Here is an 18,400-nt window from a genome sequence, read left to right as displayed (position 1 = left end):
TATCTTAGGCAAAGATATTTATGCCTGTTGCTTTTTCGTTTTACCCAACACCCTTAAATTTAATGAGTTTAATATAGCAATAAATTAAGTTGTTTGTTAAAACACTTTGAGTGTAAGTATGTTATCGGCAGTACTATGAGTGAGTATAGTATGCTGATTGCTCCTGCAAAGAAATTCAACAAAGAGCCTGCACAAAGAAATGCAGCTTGATACTATATGTCTAATGATAATGGGTATAGCAAGTAATATGTGAGGTTATAGCAATGAATCAATTAACTGAAAAAACGATAGCATGTCCTTATTGTGGTGAGAATATTGACGTGCTGCTCGATCCGGCAGATGTTGATCAACAATATATTGAGGACTGCCAAGTCTGTTGTAAGCCTATTAATTTTTTGGTTTTTGAAAATATAGATGAAGAGCTTTCAGTGACGGTTTTTAGTGATGACGAAGCTTATTGACTATCTTTATAGGCACTTACACTCAGCAAGGTTTGGGCAGTATGTTTAGCTGCAAAGCAATGCAGTAATATATAAAAGAGTATGACTAACCAACATAAAAAGCGCTGCAATTAATTGCAGCGCTATGGTTGTATTACTTAATGGTAATTAACGGTCTAAGTTCATTACTTTAGTCCATGCCGCAACAAAGTCTTCTACAAACTTTTGCTTTGATGTATCAAAGGCATATACTTCGGCAACTGCACGTAGTTCTGAATTTGAACCAAAAATCAGATCAACTGAAGTGGCTGTGTACTTTTGCTCACCTGATTGACGATCAAAGCCTTGATAAATCCCCGCATCTGATGACTTTTTCCAAACCGTAGACATATCCAATAAATTAACAAAGAAATCGTTATTTAGAGTGCCTGGCTTGTCAGTAAATACGCCGTAGTCAGTGCCTTTATAGTTTGCATCAAGCGAACGTAATCCGCCTACTAATACCGTCATTTCAGGCACTGTTAGATCAAGTTTATCTGCTTTATCTATTAGCATTTCAGTTGGCGATTTGTAGCTTTTTTCAGCATCGAAGTAGTTTCTAAAGCCATCGGCAGGCAGCTCTAATAAACTAAATGCATTAACGTCAGTTTGCGCTTGCGTAGCATCGCCACGGCCAGCATTAAACGGTACGTCTACTGTGTAGCCTGCATCTTTCGCTGCTTTTTCAATCGCTGCATTACCAGCTAACACAATCAGGTCGGCCAGTGACACTTGGCTTTTGCTAAAGAAACTATCATTAAAGTCGGCTTGAATCGCTTTTAATACTTTTAGTACTTTTGCAGTTTCGACCGGATTATTTACCGCCCAGTCTTTTTGTGGTGCAAGTGCAAGGCGTGCACCATTAGCACCACCGCGCATATCGGAATGACGGTAGCTTGCTGCAGATGCCCATGCAACACGTACTAGCTCTGATACGCTAAGACCTGAATCTAAAATACTGGCTTTAAGCTCTTTTACTGCGCCAGCATCAATGTTTGATTGAGTCTCTGCTGAAATAGGATCTTGCCAAATTAAGTCTCCTTTAGGAACTTCTTTACCTAAGAAGTTACGTGGTGGCCCCATATCTCGGTGAGTCAATTTGTACCATGCTTTAGCAAATGCCAGTTGATACTCTTTAGGGTCGTTTAAAAAGCGTTCAGCAATTTTGCGGTATTCAGGATCGAATTTAAGTGCTAAATCTGCAGTCGTCATGACTGGTGAATTAAACTTACCTTTCACATGAGCATCAGGTACGGTTTTGTGCATAGATTCGTCGGTTGGGATCCATTGGATCGCACCCGCTGGGCTGCGAGTTTGTTTCCACTCAAAGTTAAGTAGATTGCTAAGGTACAGTGATGACCAGCGAGTAGGAGCTTGTGTCCATGCGCCTTCTAAACCACTTGATACGGTATCTTCAGAGTGGCCTTTACCACATTTGTTTTTCCAGCCTAACCCTTGTTCTTCAATGCCTGCTGCTGCGGGCTCTGCACCCACACAATCTTTCGGTTTGTGCGCACCATGCATTTTACCAAAGGTGTGGCCACCTGCGATAAGTGCAAGAGTTTCCTCGTCGTTCATGGCCATGCGAGAAAACGCCACACGAATATTTTTAGCTGAACCGATTGGATCAGGAACCCCTTTAGGGCCTTCAGGATTTACGTAAATTAAACCCATGTGAGTTGCACCCAATGGGCGTTCTAATTTGCCGCTGGCATCTTCACGGTCGCTGGCAAGCATTTCTACTTCAGGGCCCCAGTAAACCATGTCTGGTTCCCAGTCATCAGTCCGGCCGCCGGCAAAACCATAGGTTTCAAACCCCATGTTTTCTAGAGCAACGTTACCGGCTAATACGATTAAATCTGACCATGAAAGTGCTTCTCCGTATTTTTGTTTAATAGGCCAAAGTAGACGACGGGCTTTATCTAGGCTTACGTTGTCTGGCCAGCTGTTGAGAGGTTCAAAACGTTGTTGACCGCCACCAGCACCACCGCGGCCATCAAGCGTACGGTAAGTACCTGCGCTGTGCCATGTCATACGGATAAAAAATGGCCCATAGTTACCAAAATCCGCCGGCCACCAATCTTGAGATTGTGTTAGTAGGGCATCAATATCACTTTTTACTGTGTCTAAATCTAGGCTATTAAATGCCTTGGCATAATTAAAGTCGGCACCGTAAGGGTTTGAGCGTTCATCATGATCACGCAGAGGTGAAAGGTTAAGTTGATCTGGCCACCAAAACTGGTTTGTTCTGGTTGCGCCCATTTTAGCTTCACCCATGCCAACAGCACCTTGTGGCTTTGACATTTGTGGTTTTTCTTGGCTAACAGCGGTGCCAGATATAAGTGCCATACTTATAAATCCAACAAGCGCTTTTTTATTGAATGAACGGTTTTTCATTGTCAGCTTCCTTAAAGTTAACGAATTTCGTTATACAAAGCGTATTACTACTTTAAACAGAGATCTCAATCGTTTTAAAAATTATTGAGTTGTAAATTTGTTTGCTCAAGTGAGGCTTAATCAAGCCTGAATAACAAAGCAATGAAAAGAATATAGCAACGGGCTGAAATGTGTGTGCGAAATAAAGCGATTACTACAATCTATAAATATGATTGATTTTGTTTTAGTGATTAGATAAATGGATTGTTTTTACTTAAGGCGGAGGGAGTAATACAGATAAAAAAGCCCAGCCAAAGCTGGGCGACTACAAAAAATCTAGTGCACTTTAATTAATTTACTCGTTATAACACCTGAGGTCATTGACCCTGATACGTTTAATGCGGTGCGTGCCATGTCTATTAATGGCTCAATTGAGATCAGTAACGCGACTATCTCAACCGGTAATCCCATGGTCGGTAATACAACCAATGCAGCAAACGTTGCGCCACCACCTACTCCGGCAATACCAAAAGAGCTTATAACAACAATGCCAATTAACGGTAAAATAAATTCGAATGTCAGCGGATCAATTCCTACGCTGGGTGCTACCATCATTGCCAGCATGGCTGGGTAAATACCGGCACAGCCATTTTGGCCAATAGTGGCGCCAAAAGAAGCCGATAAGTTAGCTATAGCAGGCGGCACTTTTAGCTGGTTAATTTGTACATCCACATTCATAGGAATAGAGGCTGCTGAACTACGCGAGCTAAATGCAAAGGTCAGTACTGGCCAAATTTTTTCAAAGTAACTCTTAGGGTTCACACCAACTAGGCTAAGTAATAAACCATGAGCAATAAACATTAATAATATAGCGACATAGGAAGCCACAATAAACGCCAGTAAATTAACAATATCATTGCTACTTGAGTTTGCCACAACGCTTGCCATTAACCCTGCGACGCCATAAGGCGTTAGCGCTATCACCATTCTTACTAAGTTCATTACTATGGCTTGTAAGGCGTTAACACCGTTGCGAATTGGATCTGCTAGTTCGCTACGTTCAAGCATCACCTTGCGTGCGGCAATCCCTACAAGGACACCAAAAATAACGACGGCAATTATAGAGGTTGAGCGTTGGTTACTTAAATCAGCAAATGGATTTTCTGGAATAAAGCTCAATAGCATTTGTGGCACACTTAAATCAGCTACATTGGCTGCTTTACCCTCTAGCGTGCTCATTTTTGCTGCCTCACGGGTTCCCGAAACTAAGCCTTCAATACTTAAATTAAAGCCATAGGTTACGGCAATACCAATTAAGGCTGCAATTGCCGTAGTAAAGAGTAAAACAGCAATACTAATGAACGATATTTTGCCCAAAGAGCCTTGGTTTTCTAGTTTCACCACGGCGGCAATCATAAACACCAATACCAATGGCATGATGATCATTTTTAATAGCCCAACATAGCCTTTACCAACAACACTTACCCAACTTAAAACGTCATTAATAGACTCTGGGGAGTGGGAAAATAAAAATTGTAAGGCTAAACCAAAAGCACTACCAACAACTAAGCCAAATAAAACAGTGCGAGATAAGGTTTTACTTTTTTGCGAAAAAAGATAAATCGCAAACAGCAAACCGACAAATAATGCCAGCATTAATAAAACAGCAAGCGACATAGCATCCTCTTTAAAGCTGTGAATAAGCGCGGCACTTTAGCGTTTTGTATCGGGTAACGAAAATACACTTTTGATATGCTATAGAACAAATTGATATGTGCTAATAATGTTTGAGTATAAAAAATACTATTGTACACAAATATAACCGTTGAGCTTCTATTTAAAGGTGCTAATAATCAATGGTAAATTAAGCAATGATAAAAAACAGTATGAATGGACTTCTTTGGTTGTTATTTAGATCTTAATAGCGTGTTTATTCGTATCAAAAATTTGTATTCAAAAGAATTTTTCCTAATCGTTTATTAATTAATAGTGAGAACAGAGATGTTGCGATCAGTTGTTGGTTTAATGTTTTTTATTTTTTTAAGTGGGTGTTCGAGTCAATACCCAAATCAGAACTTAGTCGGTAAACAGTTTCCAACTATCAGTGGTGAAAGCTTGGAGCAACAGCAATTTACTATCCCTACAGACTTTAACAACGCACAGACATTACTGTTAATTGGGTATAAACAAGATAGTCAATTTGATATTGATCGCTGGCTTATTGGCTTGGATATGAGTGGCATAAACGTCACCGCTTATGAGTTACCCACAATTCAAGGCATGGTGCCGCGTATGTTTAGTACTTTTATTGATAGCGGTATGAGAAAAGGCATTCCTAAAGAACTGTGGGGCGGGGTGATCACTATTTATAAAGACGGTGATGCAGTACAAGCGTTCACTGGTAATGAAAATCCGAATAATAGCCGCATCGTATTAATTGATGGTAGCGGTAAGATTATTTACTTTTATGATCGGGGTTTTTCGGTTGCTGCATTAAATGAACTAAAAATGGTGATAGATAAAAAGCAGTAATACCCTGTAATGACCCAAACATGGGCTGCATGTTTGGGTCATTTATTTTTAACTTAAGCTGCCTCTTACTCCGTTATTTTTATCAATCATTTTTATAGCAAGGATAGTCACTGTAACCTTGCTCAGTCCCGCCATACATAGTGGCTGCATCGGCTTCATTTAATGGCCATTGATTTTTTATGCGCGCTGGTAAATCAGGGTTTGCAATAAAAGGGCGACCAAAAGCAAATAAATCACCGTAGCCTTTAGCTAATATCGCCACCGCTTTTTCAACAGTGTACTTACCAGCGTAAATAATACGCCCAGAAAATTCAGCTCTAGCTGCTTGATAAAATAGCTCTGGTAAATCAGGGGCATTGTCCCAATCAGCTTCTGCAATTGAAAGGTAGGCAATACCGGCTTGTTCAAGTACTTTAATTGCTTCAATGTAGGTATGGTGTGGGTCTGATTCTACTAACCCTAAATAAACACGGGTTTCATCAGTACTGCTAAATAAGGGCGCAAATCTAACCCCTAAGCGCTCAGGGCCTACTACGTCACTTACTGCCGCGACAATTTCTTTTAAAAAGCGCAGGCGATTAGTAAGAGATCCGCCGTATTCATCATCTCGTTTATTGGTGTGCTCAGAAATAAACTGATTTACTAAATACCCATTAGCACAATGCAGTTCTACGCCATCAAACCCCGCTTCTAGCGCATTACGGGCAGCTTGTGCATACATGCCAACAAGCTCTTTTATTTCATCGGTTGTTAAAGCTTGTGGTTCACTTGGGTTGGCTAAAGCGCCTTGAGCCGGTCCTGTTTCAATAAAGACTTTAACGCTATCAGCTATTAGAGCTGAGGGGGCAATAGGTTTGGCTTCATTAGGCTGTAAGCTGGTGTGTGAAACGCGGCCAACATGCCAAAGTTGAGCAAAAATAATTCCACCTTCTGCATGTACTGCATCAGTTACTTTTTTCCAACCAGCTATTTGTTGATTAGAATGAATGCCCGGTGTCCAGGCATACCCTTGTCCTCTTGGTTCAATTTGAGTGCCTTCGGTAACCATAAAACCAGCACTAGCACGCTGTGCATAATATGTGGCCATCACCTCGTTGGGGATATTGCCAGGAACCGTGCTACGTGAACGTGTAAGTGGCGGCATTACAATACGGTTTTTAAGTGTGTATGGGCCTAAATTGATTGATGAAAATAGACTGTCGATATTTTTACTTGGTTGACTCATTTTAATACCTTTTAAATTAATAATGCTGTTTAGTGCCAATTACAATGCTGGTGAGCATAGGGATTAAAAGGTACAATTTGAAACAATGCTTTTTTGTTTAAGATACAATTATGAATGGTATATCTCGGCTTGATATAAAACAATTACGAATATTGAGTGCATTACTTAAACTAAAAAATGTGTCGGATGTGGCCCGCAAAATGGGCTTAACCCAGCAGGCTATTAGTGAGCAGCTGCGAAAATTGCGTGACTTATTTGACGATCGGCTTTTTATTCGCCAAGGCAATACAATGGTTGCAACACCTAAAGCAATTGCACTAGAGAAGCCCATTAATCAAATATTAACTCAGGTAGAAGCGTTATTAATACCTAAACAATTTATCCCAAGTAGCTACAAGGGCGTATTTACAATAAGTGCGACTGATTACGCTATAGCAGCTCTTTTGCCACAATTATTAGAAATAACAAGACGCGAAGCGCCAGGATTAAAGCTGATTATTCGTGACTTTGCCTCTGATAATGTTAATCAATTAATAAGTGCAGGAGAGCTGGATTTATTAATTAGTTTTCCTGAATTTATCCCTGCAAACTTAATCTATGACACATTATTTGAAGAACAACATATTTGTATTGCGGGGAAAAACACGGTGTTTTCTTCATCGACGTTGAGCCTTGCTGAAGTGGCCGCACACCCTCAATTAGTGGTTTCAGCGTCACGTGCTAACTTACGAGGCTCTCACGACCAATGGTTTGCTGATAAGGGTTATGCGCGCAATATTGTTATGTCAGTGCCTGGCTTTTCATTTGTCCCCGATTTGCTTTGCAGTACTGACTTAATTGCTTTTTACCCATCGCGTTTACTGCCAAACGCCAAAGTGAAACAGCTTGAAGTTGAATTATTACCACCGCCATTTAAGGTGATTGCAGCGTGGCATCCACGTTCAAATAACAGCGATATTCACCAGTGGTTAATAGCGCAATTAAAACGGATTTAGTGATGATTTAATTAGTTGACGAATATCGTTCCCTGTTGGTGCCTCATGGGCACGTAACGAAAAGGCGGGTAATATCGCTAATATATGGTCAAATATATCTGACTGAATATTTTCATACTCACCCCAATTAGTTGTATTGGTAAATGCATAAATCTCAATGGGTAAGCCATTTTTAGTTGGCTCTAGCTGCCTTACCATCAGTGTCATTCCCTGATGAATATGTGGGTGATGTTTTAATAACGCGACTAAATAATGACGAAATGTGCCAACATTAGTGAGCCGACGACCATTTAACGTACAGCTCATATCTATTTTTTTCGTGGTATTTTGCTCGTTAATAGCCGGTAGGGTAATTTCGAGGTAGTGACTTAATAAATCTGCTTTTTTCAGCGCGGTGATCTCTTGCTCATCTAAAAAGCGCACACTGCTCATTTCTATATGGATACTCCGTTTTATGCGCCGCCCACCGGATTCTGACATACCGCGCCAGTTTTTAAATGAGTCAGAAATTAGCGCATAGGTTGGAATAGTGGTAATGGTTTTATCCCAATTTCTTACTTTAACTGTGGTCAAGGCTATATCAATCACATCGCCATCTGCGCCGTATTTGGGCATTTCTAACCAATCACCAACCGCAAGCATATTGTTTGCTGAAAGCTGAATACCGGCCACCAGCCCTAAAATAGCGTCTTTAAACACCAGTAGCAGTACAGCCGATAGCGCACCTAAACCACTGAGTAATATTAACGGGGATTTATTCATTAATAATGAAATCGCTAAAATACCGGTTAATACGCTGGCGATCAGTTTAATTGTTTGTAAAAAACCACGTAATGGAAAGTGAGCTGCAATGGGTTGCCTGTCAGATATCGCTTGAAAAATATTGAGCAAAGAGAACAGCGAGAGCAGTGCAAATAAAATGATCCACTGATCAGTAAACATCTCAATGATATGTAAAAAAGCCGTTCCTTCTGGAACCCAGAGCCTTGCTTGTATAACAACCACTGCACCTTGTAAAACAAAGGAAATATTACGTGTTAATTTAAGCGCTAAGTCGGCAGGCGTGTGGGTATCGGTTTGAACAACTTTATCACTAAAGCGGCCTTTAAGTAGTCGTTTTGAAACTGACCTTAAGATGAGGTGCAATATGAGCGCAAATAAGCCAACCCAGCACAGTACTAATATGTTGTACCATAAATGCGCACTCCCAGGAAAATAAAGACTAAACCATTGCAGTAAAAATTCTCGCAGCTGCGATCGTATTTCAGTCATTTATATTCCCAAGAGATTTATTTGCGTGAGTTTCATCTATTTAATGAAATCTAGTTAAGCAGATGGGGCGAGAAAAGTCTATTTAAGCCGCGCTTAAATAGACGTTTTAAAAATAATATTTATATTTTATTTTCAGCAAGTTGCAGAGTTAACTCCTCAAAAATACTCGGATCGTCAATGGTTGATGGAATTTGTAGTTCTTCACCATCAATAAGTTGACGTAAGTTTTTGCGTAAAATTTTACCTGAGCGTGTTTTTGGTAAGCGCTCTACACACATAATATTTTTAAGACACGCAATAGCGCCGATTTGATTACGCACGGTTTGCACCAATTGCTGCTCTACTTCTTTATGCGAGCCATGAAAATCATTTTTTAATACTACCATGGCCATGGGGTTTTGACCCTTGAGCGCATCATTAACACCAAATACGGCACACTCAGCAACGGCTGGGTGAGCGGCTACAATTTCTTCCATTTCACCGGTTGATAAACGATGTCCCGCGACATTAATCACATCATCGGTGCGGCCCATAATAAATAGGTAGCCATCATCATCAATATAACCGCCGTCGCCAGAAAGATAATAGCCTTCATATTCACTTAAATAACCGGCCTTAAAGCGCTCAGTATTTTGCCAAATAGTAGGTAAACACCCAGGCGGTAAAGGCAGTTTAATAACGACTGCACCTTGTTCATTGGGGGCGCATTCATCACCATTCATATCTAAAATACGTACGTCAAACCCAGGAGTCGCAACCGTTGAACTGCCTGCTTTTGTAGGTAGGTGCTCAATGCCGACAGGATTACAGGCTATCGCCCAACCAGTTTCGGTTTGCCACCAATGATCAAGCACAGGTAGGCCTGTTTTTTCTTTGAGCCAATCGTAGGTGGGGGGATCTAAGCGCTCGCCTGCTAAAAACAAGCGTTTCAGACTTGAAGTATCGTATTGTTTAAACCCATCGGCATTGGGGTCTTCTTTTTTTATCGCTCTAAAGGCTGTCGGTGCGCTAAATAAAGCCGTTACTTTATACTGTTCAACCACTCGCCAAAATGCACTGGCATCTGGGGTTCTAACCGGTTTACCTTCAAATAAAACAGTGGCGCAGCGGTACATAAGCGGGGCATACACTATGTACGAATGGCCTACAACCCAACCAATATCTGAAGCGGCCCAAAACACGTCACCAGGTTTCATTCCGTATACGGTTTCCATGCTGTAATGCATGGCCACGGCATGGCCGCCATTTTCACGAACAACCCCCTTGGGAGTACCCGTTGTGCCTGACGTGTATAAAATATAAAGCGGGTGATCGCCACTTACCGGAACAGGATCAACAACAGTAGCTGTTTGCATTGCAACAGCCCAGTCAATATCACGCTCAGGCATAAGTGGTGCAGTTACTTGCTCACGCTGATAAATAATACAATGTTCTACTTTATACGAGGCTGATTCGAGGGCGTTATCAAGTAACTCTTTGTATTCAATTACGGTATTCACTTCTACACCGCAAGAAGCACTGAGTACTAACTTAGGCTTGGCGTCATCAATTCTTACGGCAAGCTCATGTGCTGCAAACCCGCCAAAAACGACCGAATGAATAGCGCCGATGCGGGCGCAGGCTAACATACCAATTACGGCCTCGGGGATCATGGGCATATAAATAACCACGCGGTCGCCTTTTGTTACGCCTAAAGACTGCATTACTCCTGCGAATTTAGCGACCTCTTGTTGTAGTTCAAAGTAGCTGTAGCTGCGCGCGGTATGGGTTACGGGTGAGTCATAAATTAACGCTGTTTCATCACCATGGCCGGCAATAACATGCTGATCTACCGCTAAAAAGCAGCTATTAAGTTGGCCGTCCGCAAACCAGTGATATAAACCGTTTTCATCTTGTGTGTAAGCTGTTTCGGGAGCCTGGTACCAAGGGAGGCGTTTACTTTGCGATAACCAAAACGCTGCCGGGTTTTGTTTAAACTCGTTGTAGTGTTGTTTGTATTCACCTGACATAAAGGCTCCTGAGCAAAATTTAATATAACTTTATTTAAAACTAAGCGCTTTTTATCAGGAGTGATATTCGACTATGGTCGGTTAAATAATGAACGGATTGTGTGGTTTTTAGCTAACGCTATGGTTTATAACGAACTAACGACTAGTTTGATGATTTAAATGAGGTAACATATAAAAATGATGAACTATTTAATGTGGTAATAATGAGTCAAGTTGTCAGAGTAGGCGTTGCAGTGATAGTAATGCATGATAATAAAATTTTACTCGGTGAGCGAATAGGCGCACATGGTGCAAATACTTGGGCAACCCCTGGGGGCATTTAGAATTTGGTGAAACGGTTGAGCAATGTGCAGTGCGCGAAGTAGCAGAAGAGACAGGGCTTACTGTTACTAATATTCGTAAACTCGATTTTACCAACGATATATTTAGCGCCGAGAACAAGCACTATATTACTTTATATGTGCAGGCAAAGTATGAAGGTGGCGAGCCTGTGAATAAAGAGCCTAACAAATGTTTACAGTGGCGTTGGTGCGATATTAATAACTTACCTTCACCTTTATTTACTTCATTGAAAAATTACTTAACGCAAGGCGTTTTACCTACTCAATACTAAAGGCGCGTTGGAATAGGGAGTTGCCATTTATTTAAAATTTGTTGGTATTCACCGCTTTCTTTTATCGCGTTTAATCTATCAGTAATAATTTTCGCTGTTTGCGGGTTAAGCTGCTTACTTGCTGCAAAGTGAAGAGAAGAAGGTAGCTCATCTAAGTGTATACGCTTAGTAATTAAGCTTGGGTCGAGCCCTGCTCGCTTTAACTCGTTTTCAAGGGTGAGGGTGTTAGTCACCACAAAATCGATACGATTTTTATACAGCATTCTCCATAGCTGCTGGTAGTAACTCACTAAGACTAGATTCTCACTTTCAGTAAAGCCTTGAGCTTCTAAATAAGCTTGTGCAGAATAACCGCGAATAGTGGCTACTTTATATTCTTTGGCAAAGTTTAAGTGAATCACTTCATCGTTATGACTGCGTAAACTTACTAGGTATGCATCTGCAAAATACACTTTTCCCAGCCACTTAAACTGGCTGTTTCTGTTTGGTGTTTTTAACAGTGACAGCATGATGGCATTAGGATTGGCTTGTTGTTGTTGAAACATACGCGCCATCGGCATTATTTCAAACGTTGCTGTTAAAGCCGTGCCTTTTAATACTGCTTTAGCGATATCTACTAAGGCACCCTGCGCTTCACCTTGAGGGTTTTTAAAATGATAAGGGGGCAAATCTTCAGCGATGAAGGTAACCGGGTTTGCGTGACAGACCGCACTATAAAAAACCAATACAAAAACAGTTAACATCATACGCAAACGCATAAATAATTGTCTTTAAAGCAATACATGAGGCTAGTGTAAATAAAATTAATAAAAAGGTACACGTTAAATGTGTGTTTTAGGTAATCAAATTGTTTAATTATTGTTTTTTATAAATTGACGAGGTGAGCATTGATACCAGCGCTTAAAGGCGCGATTAAAAGAGCTTTGATCATTAAACCCCAACATAGTTGCAATACTGCTTAGCGAATAATGAGGAATATATGTTAACAAACGGCGTTTTTGCTCTCGCTCAAGAAGAGCGGCAAAATTGGTGTTTTCTTGCTTTAGATGACGTTGCACTGTGCGCGGGGTCATATTTAAAGCACTAGCCGTTCTGATCAGTGAACAGTCCTGCAAATCATATTTAGCCATTAAAATATGATTAATTTTTTCTGTTAATAATTGCTGACTTTTAAACTGGGATAGCTGTTGCTCTGACATTTGCTTTAGCACAGCGTTAATCTGGGAGTTATCGGTTTTAAAAGGAAGGGTTAAGTAACTACTTGGAAACTCTACTTGATTAAAGTTAGCGCCAGCTTTTACTGGGCAATTAAACCATTGCGCTAATTGTTGTAACTCACTGTCTGAAAAATGTGCTGTAAAATAAACGCAACTAGGCGAAAGCTGAGGATTAAGCAGTTGGCGTATAACACTTACCCACGCGGTCATATTTCGTAATACGGCTTGTGGACTGCACTGTGGGTCTGCTAACCAGGTTACCTTGCAAAGTGTTTGTTGCTGTTCAAACTCAGCACGCCCTATGTTAGCCACTAAACTGTCGTAGCTCAGTAGTGCAGTAATGGCACTGGCTAGATTAGTACTCGATTCAATTAAATACCCAAGTACACCAAAATCAGCGGTACGTATTTGTTTTCCTAATTCAAACCCGAATAAGGAGTCATTTAGCGTTTGCTGTGCATAACTAAGCAGCGCATTATAGCTTTTTAAGCTAATACGAGGCGCTAATTGTTGTGTTTGCTTATTTGTATATTCATCAAATTCAATGGCAGTTAGTATCTCTTGGCTATCTAATCCTGTGCTTTGAAGATAATCCAAACAGCTAGAAAAGTAATGATCGGCTAAGGTTTTCATTTGTCGCCTAAAGCTAAAAAATAGTCATCTAATCGCAAGTTTGCCATGCAATATTTTTATATGCTAGAGATCTATAAAAATAATATGGGGCACACAATGATTGAGATAAACGTTAAACATAGTGTGGCAGCAACACCTGAACAATTATGCACCTTATTATTAGCGCATGCTGATTTGGGGCGCTTTTTTAATGCGCAGTTTGAAGTGTTAACACCGCAAGACTCAGGTGAAATAAGTGGTGGAAAAGGCACCATTAGACAAATAAAAATGCAAGGTACAACATTTAAGGAGCAAATAATAACGGCCGATAATAGCCACATTTGTTACCGCATTTTAGGGGATAAACCCGTTGCACAGCACCGTGGTGATATTTACTTAAAAGCCAATAATGCTCAGCCATCACTCACCGAGATCAGCTACCATATTCGTTGCATTGCGCCTTTGTGGTTACCCAATTTTATACTGGCTTTTTTTATAAAAAAAGATGTTAGCCAAGCACTTAAAAAAATAGCCAGCTATTTTCAGGAGCAAACGCCATGAGCATTGAAATTATTTTATTGGCACTGAGCCCTATTTTTTTGCTGTTTGTAGGGGTTGAGTTTATAAAATTTAGACGTTACTACGATATAAAAGACAGCTTAGCCAACGCGTTACTTGCTTTATTACATCAAGGCGCTGATGCCATTGCGTTATTATTATTAATGCCGTTTTTTTATTGGTTGTATCAGTTTCGGCTATTTGATATTGAATTGACGCTATTTACTGTATTAGGCGCTTTTTTACTGCAAGACTTTTTATACTATTGGTTTCATCGTGCATCACACCATATTCATTGGTTATGGGCCGCTCATGTAGTGCATCATAGTTCTACTAAAATGAACTTTACCACGGCATTTAGGCAAAGTTTAATGTATCCGCTGGCGGGAATGTGGCTATTTTGGTTGCCGATGATATTAATAGGCTTTGAGCCTGTGATTGTTTTTGCGGTGGTGGCACTTAATTTGGCTTATCAATTTTTTGTACACACGCAAGTGGTAAAAAAGCTCGGTTGGTTTGAAGCATTATTTAATACCCCATCGCATCATCGGGTGCACCACGCTATAAATAATGGCTACTTAGATAAAAACTTCGCTGGCGTTTTAATTATTTGGGATAAATTATTTGGCACTTATGTAGAAGAGGATGAAAACAAGCCCTGTAAATACGGCATTATTGGTCAATTAAACAGTAATAACCCAATCAAAATCACCTTTCATCAGTGGCAGTATTTATTTAAAAGTACTTACCAAGCTAAAGGGTTAAAAGCCAAGTTAAACGTGTTGTTTGGTTACCCAACAAGCTCCGTAAAACCCAGTGATTAAAAGTAATATTGAATGGCTAGTTTAGCCGACGTACTGCTTGTATACCATCGCTGGTTTTTTAGCTCTGTGCGTATAGATAAATTTCGTGACAAAGCGTAATTCCATTTTAATGTTAGATCAGCGTGATTATCTACGTCTGCATCGACAAGCCACATTATATTTGTTTTAAGGGCAAGCTTATGACTATTATTGATTTGCCAAATAACACCAGCTTCTGTGCCAAACCCCGTTGTTAACTTATCCGTTATATCGCCATTGTTAAACTCAACTTGTGCTAATAAATAGCCATGAAGGGTGTTTGGGTTGCCGATTGATTTTCCATAGCCACCTTTAGTAAACCAGCGGCCTTGTTGAAAGTCATTATTTGGCTGTCGATCAAAGCCCATTTTAAGGTTCCATGACCAGCTATCAAAAATCCGGTTATCGGGTGCAAGTGACATTGCATCTAATAGATAAAAATGTTCTAGCTGAGTGTTACCGTTATCTTTTATAGCGCCTTCAATATCAAAAAAGCTAATTTGAGCACCAGGAATAAACCCAGCAGAGGTGTCTAGTAAGTCATGGTATGCGAGGCGATATGCAAAACTTGTTAAATCACTTTGTTGATTATAATGGGTTCTTGCTAGCGTTATTTTAGAAGAACCATGACCTTGCTCTGGAGAGGCTGCAGGTCGATTTGGTTTGGTAAATGGCGAAGCTATTTTATATTTGCTACGCATGAGGAGTAACTTAGCAAGTCGTGGGGCAATTTCTTCACGGTTTAAATTTTTATCGTAAAACTCAAAATTTAACCACTCATAGGCCATTTCTAATATAGCGACCAATTGTGATTCGGAGTAGTTTCGGGTATTGAGTGATCCACCTTGCATAAGCGCTCTTGCGTCATTAAGTTGCTCGTCAGTCATTTGAGTAGAATAATGATACAGTTTAGTACCAAACGCAGGACGATAATTAGGTGTTTGTAACAAGTTATTATTTCTAAGTACCGCAACGGTATCAGATGGAATGGCTTGTAAGTCAAATGAGGATGTTAAATTGAGATCGTTTTTTGCCAGTTGTAATAATGCGAGCAGCTGATAAGAGCAGTTTTCATCTATAAAAAAGTAATCAAAAGTGGCTAATTGTAGCTCCCATAGATGTAATAAAATAAGCTTAACTTGCTCCTCGGATAAATTAAGTTTGTATTCCCAAATATCACGAGATTCTAAATCATTATACTCGCGTACTTTTTTATAATACGGCATCAGTGAAAATTTGCCCGGATAGCTACCAATTAAGCCTTTTAATGCATACATTGCAGCATTATCAGAACCATCTGGCTCTGCTGCAAAATTAACGGCAAATGCGAGTAATTCTTTATGCCGAGTTTGATCCTTTGCATCAATACGTAACAAGGTATGGCCAAACATTGATGATGGACTATTCATAAATGCAGTTGGAAAGACTAAAGTAACGCCCTTAGGGTTTATAATTTTTTGCCAAGTTTGTAGATCTGGGCAATTAAGTTCTGGCCAGTTATTTTTTATTTTTGTTTTAAGCCACGTGTAACGTGCAGGAAATTGGCACCGAGTTTGTTGTGTTTGTTGAGGGAGGCTATTATCGCCATTAAATGCGTTAATAGTGGTGTTGAGCTCATCCCTTGGGCTTACCTTTCCTTTAGGGGATAAAAAAAACTTAACACTGTCTACTTCACTTTTCCAACCACCTAGCGTCGTCGGACGATAGTGACCCAGTTTAAGCCAGTATGGATCTGTTGCTAATGTATTAATTTCAATACTTTTAGCGTTTGAGTAAGCACTGAACAGTGCAATTAGTAAAACAAATAATATTTTTTTCATAATCACTAATAAAAGCCGCTAGAGATAAACCCCAGCGGCTTTATTTATACGTATAAAAACCGGCTAATTTAGCTGATTAAGAAAGAGTATAAGAAGCAAGTTTTGCATCACTTGCAATTACAGTGTTTAGGTTTTCTAAAACTGTTTGTGAAGTCACATTTTCAGAAGTGAATACTGAAGAATACTGTGCTTGAGCTAGCGCATTAAACGCTGCTTTATCTTGATCTGCAACGCCCCAAGCTTCAGCTAGAGTAGCTAAAGTTTCGCCTTCACCTTTTGACATATCACGAGCAAGTTGCTCCATGTTACCGTCGATGAATAAAGCAATTTTTTCTGAAGAGGTTACTGTACCAGTACCATCACAACCTAGAGTACCAAAAGTGATACCAAAAGTTTGGTTACCTGATGTACCGTTAGTTGTAGCGCCTAAAATTTTCACGCCTTTACCTTGCTGACCAGCAAATAACATTGAACCAAGACCACAACCAATATCTTGGTCAGCCATTGCATTTGAGAAAGGAAGTAAAGATAGAGCTGCTACTGCGATTAGTTTTTTCATGTTCATAAATCCGTATATGATTATTCTTTATTTAGGGCAAATAAAGTTCGCGGAGGATATTAACAGATATACGTAAAAAATAACAAGGCTAGATATGAAATTATTATAGCGTAGGCGGTTTAGGGTCATTAATAGTTTTATATTTATATTTATATTAGTTATTAAACGACAAAGAGCGAACGGATTACTCTTTATTAGAATACTTTTATTTAGCAGTTGTGAGCGCAGCGCCAGTTGCAGAAATAATAGCAATTTTCCAGTAGTTGCTAATTAAAACGGTGAAACACATACTGGCAAAACTACGTGTATAAATAGATGCATAAGAATGTTTTTTATAATCTGCAGGATATGGAATGAACCAATGAGGCCAGTTAAAGCCGCAGACACAACAATAGATAATGCCAATGTTGTACGCGTTTACAAAAGCGATGAACTTCAAGGAGATGGATTTAGGCATAGCACACACATCATAAAGTATTAGTTTTAGCTTTGGTGGTATGCAATTAATTACTAAAAGTAATGCTGTTAATGTTATATAAATTGCAGTTTATGTATAATGCAGCATATTTCATATGTTAAAAGTTATTAATAAAGGTAATTTATGTCCAACTGTTTGCACCTAGCAATTCCTGCCGGTGATCTCGAAAAAGCGAAAACATTTTATTGTGACGTACTTGGCTGTAAAACGGGCAATAGTGAAGCAGGGCGATGGGTAGACATTGATTTTTGGGGTAACGAGTTAACGCTTCATCAAAGTGTTGAGCGCTTACCAACTGTTCGTCATGATGTTGATATGGGCGCGGTGGCAGTTCCTCACTTTGGCATTCACTTATCAGAAGATCAATTTCAAGCATTAAAAAAGCGTATTGCAGATGCAGGTCTTGAATATTTAGATAAGCCATACCGTCGTTTTGTTGGCAATGAATTTGAACAAGAAACGTTTTTTATTGAAGATCCAAACGGTAATGTATTAGAAATGAAAACAATGGTTTATCCACAGGTGTTATTTAAAAAAGATTAATATAGCTGAGTTAGCCATGTTTGCTAGCTCATACTTATCAAACTCACCTAGCATTAGCTAATAATTTTGCACTGCATGATTTGTTTTTAAGGGAGCTTTTAATGCGCCATCTTGTTGCCACGAAAAGCTCTTAAGTGCAGGGCGAGTAAAAGTGAATACACCACTTTGACTTAGTGTACATACTAATTCAAATTGGTTAACCCCTTTTACTAGTCTTATGTCGATGCAACACCTTGTAATAAAGGGGTTGATACATTGTTTACAATAGCT

General features: G+C 39.7%; 15 protein-coding genes and 2 pseudogenes. 7 read left to right on the top strand and 10 right to left on the bottom strand.

All coding sequences use genetic code 11. The features are described 5' to 3' along the window. Positions 1-263: 263 nt before the first annotated feature. Positions 264-461: a CPXCG motif-containing cysteine-rich protein gene (locus FW757_RS10630; protein WP_145234329.1), complete on the top strand. Its 198-nt coding sequence runs from the start codon at positions 264-266 to the stop codon at positions 459-461. Between the two features lie 147 nt (positions 462-608). Here the strand turns inward: FW757_RS10630 and katG are convergent, their stop codons facing one another. Further along, positions 609-2,876, bottom strand: a complete 2,268-nt coding sequence (katG, locus tag FW757_RS10625) for a catalase/peroxidase HPI (protein WP_446441202.1) — start codon at positions 2,874-2,876, stop codon at positions 609-611. A 315-nt stretch (positions 2,877-3,191) separates the two neighbouring features. Beyond that, positions 3,192-4,532 (bottom strand): L-cystine transporter, encoded by a 1,341-nt coding sequence (locus tag FW757_RS10620; RefSeq protein ID WP_149979997.1) that lies wholly within the window; start codon positions 4,530-4,532, stop codon positions 3,192-3,194. Between the two features lie 324 nt (positions 4,533-4,856). Between FW757_RS10620 and FW757_RS10615 the strand changes: the two genes are divergently transcribed. Continuing rightward, a complete protein-coding gene (locus FW757_RS10615) occupies positions 4,857-5,387 on the top strand; it encodes a hypothetical protein (RefSeq protein WP_145234322.1) in 531 nt (176 codons plus the stop codon). A gap of 82 nt (positions 5,388-5,469) precedes the next feature. On the opposite strand, the gene FW757_RS10610 is transcribed toward FW757_RS10615, so the two are convergent. Beyond that, entirely contained in the window at positions 5,470-6,612 is a 1,143-nt protein-coding gene (locus FW757_RS10610; RefSeq protein WP_446441201.1) for an alkene reductase, read from the bottom strand. A gap of 110 nt (positions 6,613-6,722) precedes the next feature. Between FW757_RS10610 and FW757_RS10605 the strand changes: the two genes are divergently transcribed. After that, positions 6,723-7,607, top strand: a complete 885-nt coding sequence (locus tag FW757_RS10605; protein WP_024601320.1) for a LysR family transcriptional regulator — start codon at positions 6,723-6,725, stop codon at positions 7,605-7,607. Here the strand turns inward: FW757_RS10605 and FW757_RS10600 are convergent. After that, positions 7,593-8,879: a mechanosensitive ion channel family protein gene (locus FW757_RS10600; protein ID WP_446441200.1), complete on the bottom strand. Its 1,287-nt coding sequence runs from the start codon at positions 8,877-8,879 to the stop codon at positions 7,593-7,595. The genes FW757_RS10605 and FW757_RS10600 overlap by 15 nt on opposite strands. Positions 8,880-8,998: 119 nt before the next feature. Then, entirely contained in the window at positions 8,999-10,888 is a 1,890-nt protein-coding gene (locus tag FW757_RS10595; protein ID WP_446441199.1) for a propionyl-CoA synthetase, read from the bottom strand. A 203-nt stretch (positions 10,889-11,091) separates the two neighbouring features. On the opposite strand from FW757_RS10595, the pseudogene FW757_RS10590 reads away from it, so the two are divergent. Next, positions 11,092-11,501: pseudogene (locus tag FW757_RS10590) on the top strand (nucleotide triphosphate diphosphatase NUDT15). Here the strand turns inward: FW757_RS10590 and FW757_RS10585 are convergent. Both FW757_RS10585 and FW757_RS10580 read right to left on the bottom strand, forming a co-directional pair. Next, the gene (locus FW757_RS10585) at positions 11,498-12,259 is read right to left on the bottom strand and encodes a substrate-binding periplasmic protein (RefSeq protein ID WP_149980003.1); all 762 of its coding nucleotides are present in this window, start codon (positions 12,257-12,259) and stop codon (positions 11,498-11,500) included. The pseudogene FW757_RS10590 and the gene FW757_RS10585 sit on opposite strands and share 4 nt — an antisense overlap. A gap of 93 nt (positions 12,260-12,352) precedes the next feature. Beyond that, a complete protein-coding gene (locus tag FW757_RS10580; RefSeq protein ID WP_064663881.1) occupies positions 12,353-13,351 on the bottom strand; it encodes an AraC family transcriptional regulator in 999 nt (332 codons plus the stop codon). Positions 13,352-13,447: 96 nt separating this feature from the next. On the opposite strand from FW757_RS10580, the gene FW757_RS10575 reads away from it, so the two are divergent. Further along, positions 13,448-13,891, top strand: coding sequence for an SRPBCC family protein (locus FW757_RS10575; protein ID WP_182798171.1), 444 nt, complete (start codon positions 13,448-13,450; stop codon positions 13,889-13,891). Then, a complete protein-coding gene (locus FW757_RS10570; RefSeq protein WP_182717559.1) occupies positions 13,888-14,712 on the top strand; it encodes a sterol desaturase family protein in 825 nt (274 codons plus the stop codon). Before FW757_RS10575 ends, FW757_RS10570 begins: the two co-directional genes overlap by 4 nt. Here FW757_RS10570 and FW757_RS10565 read toward each other — a convergent pair. The 3 genes and pseudogenes from FW757_RS10565 to FW757_RS10555 all read right to left on the bottom strand — a co-directional run. Next, positions 14,709-16,550, bottom strand: a complete 1,842-nt coding sequence (locus FW757_RS10565; RefSeq protein ID WP_446441198.1) for an Lnb N-terminal periplasmic domain-containing protein — start codon at positions 16,548-16,550, stop codon at positions 14,709-14,711. The two genes, FW757_RS10570 and FW757_RS10565, sit on opposite strands and share 4 nt — an antisense overlap. Before the next feature lie 76 nt (positions 16,551-16,626). Then, entirely contained in the window at positions 16,627-17,109 is a 483-nt protein-coding gene (locus tag FW757_RS10560) for a DUF3015 domain-containing protein (RefSeq protein ID WP_149980008.1), read from the bottom strand. Positions 17,110-17,323: 214 nt separating this feature from the next. Next, a pseudogene (locus tag FW757_RS10555) lies at positions 17,324-17,514 on the bottom strand (hypothetical protein); the annotation flags it as partial. A gap of 196 nt (positions 17,515-17,710) precedes the next feature. Between FW757_RS10555 and FW757_RS10550 the strand changes: the two are divergent. Next, the gene (locus FW757_RS10550) at positions 17,711-18,130 is read left to right on the top strand and encodes a VOC family protein (RefSeq protein WP_182739529.1); all 420 of its coding nucleotides are present in this window, start codon (positions 17,711-17,713) and stop codon (positions 18,128-18,130) included. The last annotated feature ends 270 nt before the right edge of the window (positions 18,131-18,400 follow it).

It is taken from the genome of Pseudoalteromonas sp. 1181_04, from assembly GCF_052850545.1.
Note: the sequence above shows the minus strand (reverse complement) of the source record. Positions and strands in the feature narration are given on the sequence as shown.